The organism is Acinetobacter genomosp. 15BJ, assembly GCF_000400715.1.
Classification (GTDB): Bacteria; Pseudomonadota; Gammaproteobacteria; order Pseudomonadales; family Moraxellaceae; genus Acinetobacter.
Genome location: NZ_KE007347.1, coordinates 863,362 through 879,473 on the forward strand (window position 1 = coordinate 863,362; position 16,112 = coordinate 879,473).

Below are 16,112 nucleotides of genomic sequence, written 5' to 3' on the forward strand. Positions count from 1 at the left end.
AGACTGCATGAATCCAGAATTACCCGGTACTTATGTCAACCTATTAGTGGATGTCATACAAAAATGGAATGTATCTTCAGAACAACTTTTGTCTGGAACAGGGATTTCTGTACGCACCTTGAATGCACCGTTTTGGTATGTAGATTTCAATATTTTTAATCATTTATTGGATAAAGCAGCCTTACTGACGCATGAACCTGCGATTAGTCTTTATCTTGCAGAGGAAATGCGAGTCTCTTGCTATGGTCATGTCGGCATTGCCGCAACTGCCTCTGATACATTAGGTGATGCAATCAATATTCTAGAGCAATTTATTGGCTTACATTGTTCTGTGTTTAAACCTAAATTAAAGATAGAAGGTGACTTGGCTTATTTGTATTTCAACCAACCTTCACAAAAATTTAAGTTAAATCGACATGGAATGATGTTTTTGATCTTGGGTTTTTCACAAATTTTGGAAAATTTAGCTCAAAATAAACTTGGAATCCAGTTTAAGTTCCAACAAGACAAACCAGATTTTTATAAGAACACTCAAAAATTTAATCACTCAAATATCAGTTTCGAGTGTGAAAAAGATTGTTTAAGCTTCAATAAGGCAGCGCTATCACTCCCACTAAAGACCGCAGATGCCTTATTGGCACGTCTCAGCAAGCAACAATGTGAGCAAGATGCTGATAAGCTTGCGCTGAAAAGGGATCAAAAAAATCGCTTGGATTCACAAGTCAAAGCCTTGTTATATAATGAAGATAATGGCTTCTTATCACTGAAACAGGTCGCTGAAAAACTCCACCTCTCAGAACGAACCTTACAGCGACAGTTAAGCAATAAACAAACGTCTTTCCAGAGTCTTGTAGCCGAAGTACGCAGGAATCAGGCGGAGCAGTTATTAAAACAGCCCAAGCTTTCGATTGAACAAATTGCAGAGCGTTTAGGCTATGCCGATATTTCCCATTTTTCTCGCGCATTTAAAAAGTGGACCAATGTGACGCCTAAATTTTTCCGTGAAGTCAGCATTGGTCGACTTTCTTCTTAGAGATCAGCTCCACCAATAGCGAAGAATATGGAAAAAAATCGGTGCAGAGAAACAGATAGAGTCGATACGATCTAACATACCGCCGTGACCTTGAATAAGTTGTCCCCAATCTTTCACACCACGATCGCGTTTGATTGCAGACATAACCAGTCCACCAAAGAAACCAAAAATACAAATAATCAATCCAATCAGAGCTGCTTGCCAGTAATTGAATGGGGTGAGGGATGACATCAATACACCAAGTGCAGTTGCGAGAACAATACCGCCAATTAACCCTTCTACGGTTTTTGATGGGGAAAGTGTAGGGGCAACTTTATGTTTTCCAAAGAGTTTGCCACATACGTATTGCAGCACATCTGAGGCTTGCACCACCATAATCAGCCAAATCGCCAACCAAATTTTTTCCCCTTTAAATTCGGGTAAATCCAGATTTAACAGGGCAGGGACATGCGAGATACAGAACACACTCACCATAAGCCCCCATTGGATTTTGGCACTGCGTTCCAAGAAGTGTGTGGTATCTTCCAGCTTTAAACTGGCAATTGGAATCAGTAAGAATACATACAGCGGAATGAAAATCGAAAATAACCCGTACCAATTGGTATAGACCAAATAGTATTGATAAGGAATAACAAAGTAGAACGCAATTAGTAAGGGCAGATAGTCGCCACGCCGTGTTGGTAATAAACTAATAAACTCACGTAATGCAAAAAATGAAATAAGGCCAAACAGGACAATAAAAGCAGTTTTTCCCAATAGAATGGCGGCTGCCAAGACTATGAGCATGATCCACCACGCATTGATACGTGCATTCAGGTTATCAATGACAGGAGAAGGGGATGTACCTGCTTTTTGTTTGAGGATAAAGCCAATACTTGAGGCGATAATCAAAATGACTGCAAAGATGCCAAACAATAGATAAGTTTGTTGTAAATTGTCTAAACTCATTGGTTCTCGGCCTCTTTTAATTTCAATAATTGCTGCTGAGCATGCTGCAAGAATTGATCTTTGCCCGTGAGTTGATCAAGTGCTAAGGGTTCACCAAAGATGACCGTCGAGAGTAGAGGCAAGGGGATAAATGCGCCTTTAGGCATGACTCGTTTTAAATTAGAAATCCAAACAGGCACAACTTCAACGTCAGGGAATTGCTGACTGAGATGATAAAGGCCACTTTTAAACTGCAGCATCTCGACATCATCATTTAAATTACGTGTCCCTTCAGGGAAGAAAATAATGGAATAGCCTTCTGCCAAGACATCTTTTACTGGTTGTAAAGGATCTTGCTGATCACTACGGTTACGTTGAATGGTAACACCTGAAAAAGTATCTTGAATTAAAAAGCGTCTGAGTCCATCTTTGAGCCAATAATCTGACGCTGCAATTGGTCGTGTTTGTCGACGAATATGAGTGGGTAAAGAAGACCATAGTAGAATGAAATCAATATGGCTATTATGGTTGGCATAATAAATCCGTTGCTTAAGTTCAGGTTCACAACCGACCCATAAACTTCGTGCACCTGTTAACAACCGTGCACCACGACGGGTTAAGAATGCAATAAAACGAGCAACTGATTGCGTGATTATATTTTTTTTCATTCAACCTTCATCTATGTGCTAATTTATAAAAAAGTACAATAAATACAGAATACTGTATTAAGACAATGACGATCTGTATTTTTAAGAGTCTTAAGCAGCCTTTGAAGCGTTCAGACCAATTACGACCCGTGTTACTAGATGGAATCAACTTCAAATTTAACAGCGATTGGTCCAATTGCTGAGTAAGACTTTCTACGTCCTCAGGCTGGTCAACCATATGCTGTAATAGGCCACGATCAAACTCAATCCGAATAAATAGATAATGGTGTATTGCTAATAGCCCAGTAACGAGTAAAAGAGGAATTACGATCTGCATTTTTGAAAATAAAGATAAAGTGATGATTGATAAGACAAAGACCAAATATCCTGACTTTAAAATACTCTGAGTTTGCTTGAGCAATTGGCTAACCACGACAAAATTCATTTTCATAGCTGCTTCGCCTGAGTGAGCAACAGTTGGAAACGTTTAATTTCAGCAATATGTGTTTCACTCAAAACGATCCAAGGACGTGACTTTTGAATTAAGCTAACAGCTTCCTCCGAGGTATTCACATAGCCTTGTTGTAATAGCCATGCAATCAACACACTACAACTGCGGGAATAGCCAAGCGCACAAAAAACCAATACTTGTTGTGGTTCATTTGCTTGTATTAACGGCTGAATAAAGTGATCAAACTTTTTTGATGCTTCTAATAATTGTTCGCTTTGGATTGGAATTAGATCAAGCGTACTGTATTTTTCATAATGATGAACGTTGTTTGCCGGCAATTCAGCGCAACAATCAAATACACCATGATATTGCTTACTATGCTCGGTTGTTGGGATACGGCCTAGATAGAGATCAACGCCGTTGAGTTGCAAAATCAATGAGTCTTCAGGATGTTGATAGGTCCAAATACGACTATTTATCCATGCGACTAGAGAATAAGGTGCAAACAATAACCATGCAGCGACAGTCATTTGACCGTTCTCTTGCTTTTGGAAAAAATGTGGTCTAACCAAAAAGTATGCTAAAGCGACTAAGAAAAGACTGATCGCTGGATATAACATCCATAGCCATGTACCTTTGAATAAAAATGCGGGGGTTATACAAACTAAGGCTCCAATCAAATAAAAACACCCTAATTTTAAATGTTTGCTCGTCAATCGCTGCAAGCCATTTTTTTGATAAGGTGCTTTAACCGTGAGTGGAAATAGCCATAAACAAAATGCACCAACCAATAGTCCCAAAGGAATATCAATAAAGTGATGTTGCCACGTGGTTAAGACAGAAAGTCCGATTAGAAAAGACCACAGATGTACCAACCAACGGTAGTTTGCTTTAATATGCCGACGGTAAAAATCCCAAAGAATAACTAATAAAACAATGTGTAATGAAGGTGCTTGATTAAAGGGTTTATCAAAACCCATCAATACATCAAACCATAATCCAAAGAAACCATGTAATTCAGCACGTTCGAAACTGAATTTTAAGGGAAAAATTAAAAAACAACTGATCGAAATAATTTGGGCAGCAAATAGCCTAAGCGAATGTTGTTTTAATTCAAATCTATTCCAACATAACAATAGCGACAAACCATAAAAAAGGTCAATCGACCAATACGGCACAATGGTCCATGCCCAAAGCGGGATATGATGTTCCCAAGCAAACACTATACTTGGAACATTGCTGAGGCTGGATGCATATTGATTTGCAAAACCATAGGTTAAAAAGAAAAAGGGCGCTAAAAGGACTAGGCAGAGTAGTCCCCATTTCCAAGTACCTGGTTGACGATCTAAAATATTATTTTGCATAAAAGTCTTTATTTAAATTTTTTGAGCAACCGAAACTGTAAAAATTCCAAATTCATCAATACATTGGTCCACTTTTTTAAAGCCTGCTTGTTCAACCAGTGCATCCATTTCGGCTTGCGAGCGTAAACGCATCACCCAAGCATCACCTTGACGATGTGAGGTAAGTGCACGTGCAATAAACTCTTGTTGTGGATGCCAAATTTGTCCCGTGTAAATCAGGAAGCCACCTTGTAGCATTGCTTGATGAATACCAGAGAGTGATTGTCTTAATAAATCGTTATCGCTAAATAGTTCATAAAGCCCGGAAACAATGACTAAATTTGGTTTTGGTTTAACTTTGGCTAGTGATGCTGTATCAAAGGCATCACCTAATTCAAACTGAGCAATGTTTTCAAGATTTCTTTGCTGAATCAATGCAGAACCAGAATCAACATTTAACTGGCTATAATCTCTTAAGAGCACTGATTTAGGTGGTGTTGGAAGTTCATTTACAGCATCTAGAATATAGCGCCCATGACCCGCTGCAATGTCTAGAATGCGAACATCTTTACGTTGCTTGGTCAGTGCTTTCGCATATTTCGCCAATAGCTGCTCAATATGTTGTTTACGCACGCGGATACCACGCCAACCAATTGCATTTAAATATTGCTGATCAATAATATTGCCAAGAATATTTTTACTTTCACCTTGATTTCGATAAACAAAATCTAAAGTGCTGCCTGAGTCATACCCGGTATCTTCACCAATTTTTAAACCGTGCGAAAATTTACTACCGAGTTTTAAATTACGTTTGGTTAAATTCCAGAATAGATTTTTGATGGAAGAAGCGGGAAGTGGACTACTCAGTTGTTCAGCCGTCGCGCAACTTGTACCAATTTTATCGGCATTGAGAACATCTGGCGCCTGATAATCTTCAGCAAAGCTTTGTAAGATAAAACGACGAATTTTCTCTACTGCAATATGGCGGTCTTTTTCACCTAAAGTATCGTGATAAAAACCATCTAGTACATGGAACTCTTTTCGTGGATGAGGAAGCTTTGCATAAAACTGCTGTTGAGGTTTACGGAATACCACAAAGTCCGACCCAGAACTTAAAACTTGAGTAGGAACAAAGATATTTTGTGCATCATTTACGACGCGTTCAGAAGCGGCATATAGGCCTAAAAGCATCCGTACAGAAATGGCTTTGGCAATTTGAGGATCTGTATCATAAGTTTTCGCACGTTCAGCATCATGTGTCAGCATATTAGCTTTTACATAACTGGTAATAAAGAAATTACCTTTGAGTTTGCTTAAAACAGTTAAACCTGCTTTTGCAAATGGTACATAGAGTTTGATATCAAATGCGGGTGATGCTAAGCACAAAGCTCTTATTTTTGGTGCATAATCATGTACCCATGTGGCTGCCAAAACTGCGCCAACGCTTTGACCAATGACGGCAATATTGGTTGGTACGATATTATATGTGGATTCAATATGTTGTACAAAATATTGAATATCTTTCACACATGCAGAGAAACTTGGCGCATCACCACGTAAACCAGGTGATTCTCCATGTCCACGCGCATCCCATGCAAAAAAATCAAATTCTGGTAGATCAAGCTCATTGACTAAATGTGCCATACGTCCAGAATGCTCATGTCCACGATGGAATAAGATAATTGCTTTTTTTGTCTCTTTTTCTGTAGCTGCTGGCCAATGTTGATAGGCTAATTGGGTATCATCATGACTGGTAAATACATGTTTTTGTGAGCTTTGCATCTGATTTTCCTTAAAGTTGAATACTATTTTTAATACGATTGTAAATTGTCAAAACCAATAGTGCTGCAATGAAAATAAGCAGTCCATTGCAGAAGTAAATTATTGAATTTGTATAATTATTTTCTATTAAATAAGGGCTGAAACTGACACATAACGCAATTAAACTAAACCAAAATGCACGATCACTTTTACCCATAGGACCATCATAACGGCGTTCCTGACCAATTAATGGCGCCATAACGCCAGCATATTCACTCAGAATCGCTAGAAAGACAACTAAACCCAACAGGAATGAGTTAATGAAAGCTAAGCCTAAAAAACACAGATAAAGCGCTGAATCGGAGATGACATCACAGATTTCATTTAAATATGCGCCAAGTTTTGATTGTTGATTAAACTCACGTGCGAGCATGCCATCAATTGCATTAAAACCCATACGAACCAACATCCATACAGGAAAGAATAAAAATAGGATTAAAGGCTGTTGGTAAAGATGCAGACTGTAAAGTGCAATTGCTAAAGCGACAGAGATTAACATTGCTAAAAGCGTAACTTGATTCGCTGTAATCTTTTTAGAGTAAAGCCATTGTACAAATGGGCGAAGTAAATTCTGAAATGCAGGTTTTAACTGATAAATCGAAGGCATTGTTATTGATATATGCATATTTATATAGTGAATAGCATTGTGTGTAACTTTCTAATGTATGTCAACAGACATTGAGATAGCAGCAAAATGGTAATTACAGAAGTTACTAAGCATCATATACTGATAACTAAATTATTTCGCATAATGTATATTATGTTAAATTGAGTGCAAGATACTTTAAGTTCATAGATTTCTTTGTTTACCCTAAAATCAACTACTTATTCTTAATAGTATTTCATATTGTGAACACATATGTTTATATTCTATTTACTTCATAAAGTTCTTGGTGTCTAGAATGTTTGTCGTAAAAACAATTAAACTTTCAAAAAAGTATTCAAATCAAAATCGTATAGTTCTATTGTTTGATAGTTCAACAACATTACCTTGCCTCTATCCTTTACTCTATTTTACAGCTGTATTGAGATTTCAAAGTTTTGCGACACAACAGTCAGATCTGCTAGCACTAAAATTTTGGTATGAATTTTGGTATCAGAAATATTCGACTTCTTTTTGTGAAACATTTTTATCGTCCCAGTATGAGCCTGAAATTTTTTTGAATGAAATTGATAACTTCATTGTTTTCTTAGAAAATAATAAAAAGTTAGAAGTAAATTTAATTCGATTACGATCAAATATTGATGTTAACTATATGACTATTACACAACGTTTGAGGTCATTGTTTAAGTATTTCATATATCTTTTAGATGAATATTGGAATGTACGCTATCAAGATATTACAATCAAAGAGTTAACTAATCGTAGAAAAAAAATAGATTTGTTTTTACTTAATAAAAAAAGGAATTTTAGTAAGTTTTCTAAACGTAGTATAACTGTAAAAAGTGAAATTAATCATAGCTTTAAAAGTTTAACCAATGAAATGGCGGTTATGCTTTATAAAATTATTCGTCCAGACCAGGGCACTAATATTAATCCAGATAACCCATTCTCAACAAAATCACATCAACTTCGTAATTTTCTGATTGTTCACCTTATGATGAACTACGGTTTGCGGGTTGGTGAACTAATGCTGCTCACAAAAAGATCAATAAAAAAATCCCTTAATTCTGACTCATATAGTCTCATAATAACCAATACGGATGATGAACATGATTCCAGACAGAGAAAACCTAGCATACAAAACGAGCAATCTTATAGAGTTATAAAACTAGATAGTATGGATTATAAGTTTTTGAGGCTGTACATAGAAAAAATAAGGAATTTTAATGATTCAGATATCCTGTTTACCTCACTAAGACCTCCCTACTCTCCACTGAGCTACTCATCCATTAACGCAATTTTTAATATGATAGAACAGGCCTTTAGGACCTTACATCCTATATATTTTGATGATATAAATATCGATTCGATTCAGAAGTTAACCCCACATGTATGTCGTCATACATGGGCATATATGACTTTGGCTTTTGCTGTTAAAAAATATCGAAACGACAGTAAATATACGTTAAATCAAAGTAATGATGAAATTATGCAAAAAGCACTTGAAGATTTACGTGTCTTGGGTGGTTGGAGTGCTAACAGTATAATGCCAAATTACTATGCAAAACGATTCATTGTTGATAGTGCCAATTTTATAAATTTGCAACGTATATCACAAGAATTATGGGAATAATAAGTAATGGAGCAATTTGACATTTTTGAAGATTCTCAAGAACAACATTCTGTATCGGTTTTTAATGATCGTCAGATGATAGCTCTTCAGGATCTAGATAAAAAAATACCAAAAGTTGTTAAATTTTTAATTGCAGATAAATTTGACGATAATTTCATCAATTCTACAAATAATATTTGGAAATTTTATTATTCTGGTCAGACAGAAAAATTAGATTTCTCAATTTTTTCTGAAAATGAAACAACTTTAGCTAAATTTTTCCTGATAGCCTTTATTCAAAAAAATACACCATCTTTTTTGAGTAGAAAAATCTATTCTTTTAACTTTTTAATAAATTATTTAAAAAATAGAAACTTACATTTAAATTATGAAAATTTAAAACAATTATTGATAGAAATTGCCCCCCAAGAAAATCATCAGAATACTTATGCTCATATAAAATTTTTACTGAGACTTTTAATTTTAGAAGACTTTCCTAACTTTGATATTGAAGATGATTTTGAACTTGAGTTTATTCCTAGACCTAAATCTTTTAATTCAAATTTATTCTATCAGGAATATGAGGATACGATAGATTACCCTTTAATTTCAATGATTCAACAAGGTTTTATTAAGTTAAACCAAGTTATCAAAGATAATTTTCAAAGTATTGATAATCAAGAACTACTTTACTCATCAATACTTGGTTTGGTGTATGTAACTGGTCTTAGACCTGTGCAATTAGCTAAGCTATCAGCTGAAGATATAAAAATAGATACCACACGTCTGATAGATCAGTTCCATCGCTATAGTGTATTAATTCCTTATGCTAAACAATCTCAATATATACATGAGAAAATAGCTGTAAAGCTACCAGAAGAAGTTGCTGAAATTATCATTGCATATATAAAAAGATATAACTTAAGTTCAAAAAATAAATTATTTAATTTAGGAGAAAATTCTGCACACTTTTGCTCAGAAGCTATTAATACACAATTATTTAATTTTGCTCCTAAAGCCTATAGAGAAGCTGTTCGTGCAGGTGAAATGCTAAAGCAGAAGTATTCTTTTTCAGACTTCCGACATCATGTTGGTTATAGTCTAGCTATGGCAGGCTCTTCCGCTGAAGAAATAGCATATATCTTAGGTCATTTGATGTGTGCTGAGAAAACAGGAGGTTTTAACTTGGTAAACTATAGACACTCATCAGGAGTTTACCATGAGCAAGAAACAGAAGACTTACACCGCAGAATTTAAAGTTGAAGCAATAAAATTGATTGAAGCCAATCAAGGCAATGTATCGGAAACAGCCAGACAACTTGGCATTTCAATGCAAACTCTTTCAAATTGGAATAATAAAGCAAAGACTGGCACCTTAGCAGGCACTAAACAATATTCACCTGATCTAAATGCCTTACTCGAAGAAAATAAAAAGCTCAAACAACAGCTCAAAACAGCTGAAATGGAACGTGAATTTCTAAAAAAGGCAGCAGCGTACTTTGCGAAAGAAAGTCAGTAAGGTACGCCTATATGAAACAGCAAAGACATTTATTCCCGATTAGCTTTATGGCTAGATTACTTCACGTTTCAGTGTCACGATTTTATGATTGGCTAAAACGAGGCATGAATAAAAGATTGGTTCAGCGAAATCAACAGACAATTTTGGTCAAAATAGCTCATGAGGAAACTAAACAAAGCTATGGCTATATTCGATTAACTAAGCATTTACAAGCGCAAGGTATCAAAATCAGTACGTATGCTGTACGTCAAATAAAAAAGCTCAACCAGCTGTATTGTAAGCGTCATAAGCGTTTCAAAAGAACTACGAAGAGTGATCATAATCGAGCGATCTACGCAAATTTACTAGAGCAACAGTTTTCAATGACTAAGCCCAATCTTGCATGGTCAAGCGATATTACATACATTTGGACTGCTGAAGGTTGGTTATACTTGGCAGCAGTAAAAGACCTGTACACGAAACAAGTGGTTGGCTATAGCTTAAATGAGCGTATGACCGCACAACTTGTTTGCAATGCACTGACTATGGCGATTCGTAATCAAAAACCAACGAAAGGCTTAATTGTTCATTCGGACAGAGGCAGCCAATATTGCAGCCATGAATATCGAAAGATACTGGAAAAATGTGATTTTCAAGGTTCAATGAGCAAACGTGGGGACTGTTACGATAATGCACCGATTGAAAGTTTCTGGGGCATACTCAAGAATGAATTAGTGCATCATTGCAACTATAAAACCAGAGATGAAGCTAAAGCAGATATTACAAAATACATTGTGTTATTTTATAATCAGCGAAGAATTCAAAAGAGTTTGGATTTTAAAACGCCAAATCAAATAGCAGAGAACTTTTATCGGTTAGCTGCCTAGCATATCCCAAGTGAAAGTCTCCTGCTAATTCAGCACATATCACATTCATCAGTTGTGACCGCAAGACATTATATTTTCTCTACACTACAACTAGCACAAATTAGAGCTCAAGCCTTAGGTAGAAATTCTCTATATAAGCAGATGATCGCTATGTTACTTACAGGGCGTTTAGTTTATAAGCAGGAATGGAAACACAAAAAAGTAATGGGCAACATTGGCCATAAAATTCATTATGACATCGGTGGCTGTTCTTACAATGATAAATGCTTATTTCAACCTGTCCGCAACTGCTATGGGTGTATATATTTTCATCCTTTTATCGATGCCGATCACACTAATGTTTTAGAAAGTATTCAATGTGAAATTAATGATCTGATTAGACTATCTGATGGTATAGGTGTCTCTAGAAATCCATTGATTAGGGTCCATGAGTCAACAAAATTTGAAATCGAATCAGTAATTGTTCGTTGTGAAATGCAAAAGGATGGCATTAATGAATCTTGAAAAATATAATGCTTTTATTAACGAACAGAAAAAGTTTTTTGATGAAAATATTCAACCAAATTTTAAATGGTCATGGAGTAATCCAGAATGGTCAGGTGGAGTGGTTGGGTCTGGATGGTTACTTTCTCGTAGTGGGAAAACTAGATTCTCCTTCCAAATGGGGAAAAGATTGAAAGGAATAGATGACTTTTCAATAGATATAACATATCAAGAATTTATGAAAGCAGTGATGGTTCTTAGCTATAGAAAAGCTAACTCGCAAACATCACCACAAAAATTATATTCTGAGATTCTTATTCTTAAGCGTTGGTATAGTTCTCTATATGTGGAAAAAATGGAGAGCATACATCCCTGCCAGTTATCTACATTAATACTAAATAAATCTTTTGAAATTTTGGCAGAAAATTCAAGTAAAACGAATCTTCCCGATCATGCAGGTACATACATTAGATTACAAGAGATGTTAAATCACTATGGTTTTACCGAACAATCTTTAGAATTTTCTCAAAAATACCTCTTTATAAACCGCCAAAATAGAACCCCAAATGCTAAGAAAACAAAAGCTTTAATAGATCAACTAGAGCTTGATGAAGATGAATTAAACAAAGAAAAGTTGATTTCTATTCGGACATTTTTAAATATTGTTTCATTAATCAGTTTATGTGAAACAAATGGTGAAAAAATCGTACTGAATCTTTTACTTTTACTAATTATAACTGGTTTACGTTCAACAGAAGCACTTCTTCTAAAAACTGATGCTTTAATCAAACAACCAATACTTGATCCTGTAACCAAAGAACATATTACCCTAGATGGTATTAAACAATACACACTTGGTATCCAATATCATGGTGCAAAAGGCTCAGGTTTCAGGATTCATTGGGTTGAGCCATTGGCTGTAAATTTGGTAGAAAAAATATTTCAATCTGTGTTAGAACTTACCAAAGAATACAGAGAATATATTAGATATCTAAAATCAAAGAAATGCATTAATTTTTTACCAAAGGTGATAGATGAGATTGGAGCAGATTATATTGAATTAGATGATTTAATAGGAACGGTTTTTAGATTAAGGTCTAAAAGTCAATATAGTAGGCATACTGAGAAAAGCGGTATAGCGGCACAGCGCGTTGTAGTTCTAACCTCAATAAATAAAGTGCCTATTTTTAAAAGAGTTAAGGAAGAAAGGATAAAGACATATTTTTTAAAAAAAGATATTAATAACTTTATTAGGTTATTAACACCAAATTATTCCTCAGATTACCCACTATCCCATGTATTTAACTATGAGGGTAAGATGGAGAGTTTGGAATATGAGGATTTATTGTTTATTCATGAATATAAATCAACCACATTAAAAAGAAATTTTTCTCATATTACAAATATCATCCCATTAAATGTCACAATTTTAAATAATTTTTTAGGAACGAGAAGTGGTAAAAGTTCTAATATCTCTGTATTTGTTAAATATAATTTAATGGAAAATGATGTAGAACACACAGCATTAACAAGCCATCTACCACGGCATAATATCAATACTTTTCTTGCATTGAGCGGATTATCTGAACATTTACAAGCAATGCTAATGGGACGTGTAGATATTAAGCAAAACCAGTATTATCAACATTTAGCATTAAAGCAACGTAAAGTCACAGCCAGTTTGTTAGAAAAACATGAGTTGAAACTTTATGAAACTGATAATCAAGAGATTAAGGCAGATTTTCCAATTAACTCTATCAAACATGATGGATTAATGTACTTTTCAGATCAACTAGACCTTGAAAATAATCTTAAGATGAATTTACAAACCTTTGACTCGAAAAATGAAGTAGCGAGTTATGTAAAGGAATCTTTCTTTGATGAATATTTTCAAGATATCGCAGAGTCATTTAATGAATTGGCTAAAGAAGACAATTCATTAGCAAACTCCTTAGTCCAACGTCATGCATGTTTACACCCCTTACCTTTTGGTGGATGTATGCGTGAAGTAGCTGTGCATGTTTGTCCGAAACGTTTAGCCTGCCAATCAGGTGATCAATGTGGAAACTTTGCATTAACTGGTCGAAAAGGAGAGTTAGAAGCCTTAGAATATACGTTGAATAAGTTGCATGATGAATTTGCACATATGGAGCAAATCGTTGTCCATGATTTATCTTATAGAGAAATGCTTGAGGGTTTACGTCAAAAAATACTTTATTTAAGTGACTTAAAGACAAAAGCACTTGATAGACAAAATAGTTTAATTCCCATTCCCGTTTTTCCTTATGGAGATACGATTACTAAATTACCAACTACATTGAGTGAACTGTTCGCCATCGAACAACAAAAAATTGAGTCTAAGGAAGCCTGATATGTTACGTGGTAAGCAATTAGATGAAGTCATTGAACAAGAATTGCAAATGATGTTGGTTGAGGGTTTTGAAAAATCTCCTATTTCGCACAAAGCTCTTCATAGCCGCCTAAGAGCTAAGGGTTATATATCAGGTGGGCTAAGTACTCTGAGTTCTGCTGAACGGAAGAAGCTAATATCACTGTATATCTCTGAGCAGATTTCTCTTGAATTTAAAGACGAAAGAACAGCAACTTTATGTAAATAAAAAAACTAGGAAGGCTCTTACGGACACCAATAAAAATTTACGTATGCAAATTGATGAGTTGGAGTTACAACTCCATCAGAATACAGAAACACTTATAGATATCATTGAAGAAGTGAAACTAAGAATGAATTTGAAAGTGGATCATCTATTAGCACCTCACCTTCTCAAAAAATATCTTTCATTTAAATAAATCTACAACCCACGGAAACTTCGATGCTAAATTATGCTGAGACTATTGTTATAAAAAAGGATGAAATGTTTGCATTTGAATATTTATTAAAAGAATTTATGGTTAATGTACTACGATTAGCGCCTAAATCTATAAAAATAAATGGCATTGCATCTGAATGTAAGTTCGTAAATATTAAAGTTACCGTACATAATCCCAATAATGATTTTTATTTTAGGTTAGGATATTTCGATGAGACTAGTACAATCAAAGAAATTATAGTTGCAAGATTAGGGTTTAAAACCCCTAAAAAAGGTTTTGGTACGAAATTACTCAAAGAATTATGCGTATTTGGGAAGAAGTTTGGATATTCTTTTCTAATCATTGAATGTCCGAATAAAGACTGTCAAAAATTCATGTTGAAATTAGGGTTTAAAAGCGATCAATACAAAATTGAGGTACAAGAGTTATTGCTTTTAATAGATAAACGAATTTCCTTAATGAATTGATTTTTATAGGGGTGACAACTATCACTGACAGTGAGAGATACACCAATCGAAACATTACTTGATGGAAAACGAGTTTGGGCTGAGAAAAACTTAGCTCAAATTTAACCTGACAGACACAACCAAAAATGGGTAACTGTCAGATCAAGTTTGGACTAGTACAGATAGTATAACTAAACCCCTTCTACACGTTTCAATATCAATTCAAATTCAACACATGTATCATTTTCTTCAAATATTTTCTTAAGACTAATATGTTTCTCTGAAATCTGATATGCGATATCTTGACGTTTTTGATGGGTTGTTACTTTATTCTCAATAATAACTCCTAAATCAATTAAAGAAGTAAATAGATTCATACAATGTTTGAATCTATTTCTAGCTTCACTAGCTAACTTTTGAACAAAAAAACTTCCTTGCCAGAAATATGTAATAATTCTTTTTAAATTTTTCCGTATTTCTTGTTCTTTTTCATTTTCCAACTCTTCTTTTTCTTGAAGGAAATCATAAATACCAGATGTATCACAAGTTGAGTCATCAATATTCTACTAGTTAAGCTGGTAGTTACCCCCCTTTTTTATTAAACTTGGTTTAAAAATAGTATTTTTAAATAAAGTATTATCATTAAATTCACACTCAGCAAAACCTTCATAATTCTCAAAATGGCAATTATTAAATTTTAAGTTTGAAAAATCAAAAATTATTCTTAAAATTTTGTGAAATTTCCCAAAAATAATCTCGACAAGTCATTATAATTTTGGTTTTATTTAAATTTCCAGAATAACTGTTAAATATAGAATCAATAAGTGTATTTAGATTAAAGTTGCTTCCTTTTCTTGCAATAACTTCATCTATGCCATCTAAAACAATAGTTAAATTTCCATATCGGTATAGACAGAATCTATTCGCTCGTCAGATGGGATTTGATCCAGTAAATCACCCAGTACTTGTGAATCACTGACATTATTTGTCGTAAGCTGAACGGCACGTATTTGCAGTGTTGCAGCATCTATACCAATATGCAGTTTACGCCATTGCCGACGGTATTCAGGCTGATGTTTCTTACGCTTCCATTCGCCTTCACCTAAAAATTTTAAATCCGTAGAGTCGACGAGTAGGTGTAGCCCATCACGACTTTTCTGATAGCTTATCGCAATATCAATATGCTTTTGTCTTCTACAGAGGGTGGAGTAATCTGGCGCAGCCCAATTCAAGCCACAGAGTTTAATCAGGCTTTGCACAAAACCTGTATCCATACGCAGAGAAAGTCGAAAGATAGATTTGATCATCAAACAGCACTGAATTGCTGTATCAGAATAGGTTTTATTTCTTCCATGCTTAGCTTGTTGCTGAGGATACCATTGAGTCTGAGGGTCGAACCAAATTGAAATATTTCCTCGCTTGATTAGAGCTTAGTTATAAGAGGACCAATTCGTTGTACGATAGATTTTAGGTGCTGGCTTTTTCATTTGGAAATTATATTGCTGAAGGAGCCTTTAAGAATAGCTTTGTG

Annotated in this window: 12 protein-coding genes and 4 pseudogenes; 8 read left to right on the forward strand and 8 right to left on the reverse strand. The window is 34.8% G+C overall.

All coding sequences use genetic code 11. From position 1 onward, the window contains the following. The first annotated feature begins 7 nt into the window (after positions 1 to 7). On the forward strand, positions 8 to 1,033 hold the full coding sequence (locus F896_RS10035; protein WP_016163663.1) for a helix-turn-helix domain-containing protein: 1,026 nt from the start codon (positions 8 to 10) through the stop codon (positions 1,031 to 1,033). A gap of 3 nt (positions 1,034 to 1,036) precedes the next feature. Here F896_RS10035 and F896_RS10030 read toward each other — a convergent pair whose 3' ends face one another. Genes F896_RS10030 through F896_RS10005 form a run of 6 tightly spaced genes read right to left on the reverse strand, consistent with a single transcriptional unit; the run spans position 1,037 to position 6,829 of the window. Beyond that, the gene (locus F896_RS10030; protein ID WP_016163664.1) at positions 1,037 to 1,981 is read right to left on the reverse strand and encodes a phosphatidate cytidylyltransferase; all 945 of its coding nucleotides are present in this window, start codon (positions 1,979 to 1,981) and stop codon (positions 1,037 to 1,039) included. Beyond that, positions 1,978 to 2,628 (reverse strand): lysophospholipid acyltransferase family protein, encoded by a 651-nt coding sequence (locus tag F896_RS10025; RefSeq protein WP_016163665.1) that lies wholly within the window; start codon positions 2,626 to 2,628, stop codon positions 1,978 to 1,980. Before F896_RS10025 ends, F896_RS10030 begins: the two co-directional genes overlap by 4 nt. A 7-nt stretch (positions 2,629 to 2,635) precedes the next feature. Continuing rightward, positions 2,636 to 3,058, reverse strand: a complete 423-nt coding sequence (locus F896_RS10020) for a hypothetical protein (protein WP_016163666.1) — start codon at positions 3,056 to 3,058, stop codon at positions 2,636 to 2,638. Beyond that, entirely contained in the window at positions 3,055 to 4,422 is a 1,368-nt protein-coding gene (locus tag F896_RS10015; protein ID WP_016163667.1) for a phosphatase PAP2/dual specificity phosphatase family protein, read from the reverse strand. The genes F896_RS10020 and F896_RS10015 overlap by 4 nt, the downstream gene beginning before the upstream one ends. A 12-nt stretch (positions 4,423 to 4,434) precedes the next feature. Then, positions 4,435 to 6,183, reverse strand: coding sequence for a bifunctional alpha/beta hydrolase/class I SAM-dependent methyltransferase (locus F896_RS10010; protein WP_016163668.1), 1,749 nt, complete (start codon positions 6,181 to 6,183; stop codon positions 4,435 to 4,437). Between the two features lie 10 nt (positions 6,184 to 6,193). Further along, positions 6,194 to 6,829 carry a CDP-alcohol phosphatidyltransferase family protein gene (locus tag F896_RS10005; RefSeq protein WP_016163669.1) on the reverse strand — a complete coding sequence of 212 codons (636 nt, stop codon included), beginning with the start codon at positions 6,827 to 6,829 and terminating at the stop codon, positions 6,194 to 6,196. A 295-nt stretch (positions 6,830 to 7,124) separates the two neighbouring features. On the opposite strand from F896_RS10005, the gene F896_RS10000 reads away from it, so the two are divergent. From F896_RS10000 to F896_RS0119820, 7 genes and pseudogenes are all read left to right on the forward strand, one after another. Then, positions 7,125 to 8,459 carry a site-specific integrase gene (locus F896_RS10000; protein WP_016163670.1) on the forward strand — a complete coding sequence of 445 codons (1,335 nt, stop codon included), beginning with the start codon at positions 7,125 to 7,127 and terminating at the stop codon, positions 8,457 to 8,459. A gap of 6 nt (positions 8,460 to 8,465) precedes the next feature. Next, positions 8,466 to 9,590: pseudogene (locus F896_RS09995) on the forward strand (site-specific integrase); the annotation flags it as partial. Between the two features lie 67 nt (positions 9,591 to 9,657). After that, a protein-coding gene (locus F896_RS09985; protein ID WP_085940850.1) for an IS3-like element ISAba21 family transposase occupies positions 9,658 to 10,823 on the forward strand; the annotation gives its coding sequence in 2 pieces (ribosomal slippage) (positions 9,658 to 9,916 and positions 9,916 to 10,823; 1,167 coding nt in all). A 36-nt stretch (positions 10,824 to 10,859) separates the two neighbouring features. Then, positions 10,860 to 11,327 (forward strand): annotated as a pseudogene (locus tag F896_RS09980) (site-specific integrase); the annotation flags it as partial. Then, positions 11,317 to 13,677, forward strand: a complete 2,361-nt coding sequence (locus F896_RS09975) for a hypothetical protein (protein ID WP_016163673.1) — start codon at positions 11,317 to 11,319, stop codon at positions 13,675 to 13,677. The pseudogene F896_RS09980 and the gene F896_RS09975, both read left to right, overlap by 11 nt. 1 nt (position 13,678) lies before the next feature. Beyond that, positions 13,679 to 14,114: pseudogene (locus F896_RS0119815) on the forward strand (hypothetical protein). A gap of 23 nt (positions 14,115 to 14,137) precedes the next feature. Continuing rightward, on the forward strand, positions 14,138 to 14,602 hold the full coding sequence (locus tag F896_RS0119820) for a GNAT family protein (protein ID WP_016163676.1): 465 nt from the start codon (positions 14,138 to 14,140) through the stop codon (positions 14,600 to 14,602). 170 nt (positions 14,603 to 14,772) lie between these two features. On the opposite strand, the gene F896_RS0119825 is transcribed toward F896_RS0119820, so the two are convergent. After that, the gene (locus F896_RS0119825) at positions 14,773 to 15,081 is read right to left on the reverse strand and encodes a hypothetical protein (protein ID WP_032882208.1); all 309 of its coding nucleotides are present in this window, start codon (positions 15,079 to 15,081) and stop codon (positions 14,773 to 14,775) included. A gap of 402 nt (positions 15,082 to 15,483) precedes the next feature. After that, positions 15,484 to 16,068 (reverse strand): annotated as a pseudogene (locus F896_RS0119830) (IS5 family transposase); the annotation flags it as partial. Positions 16,069 to 16,112 lie beyond the last annotated feature (44 nt).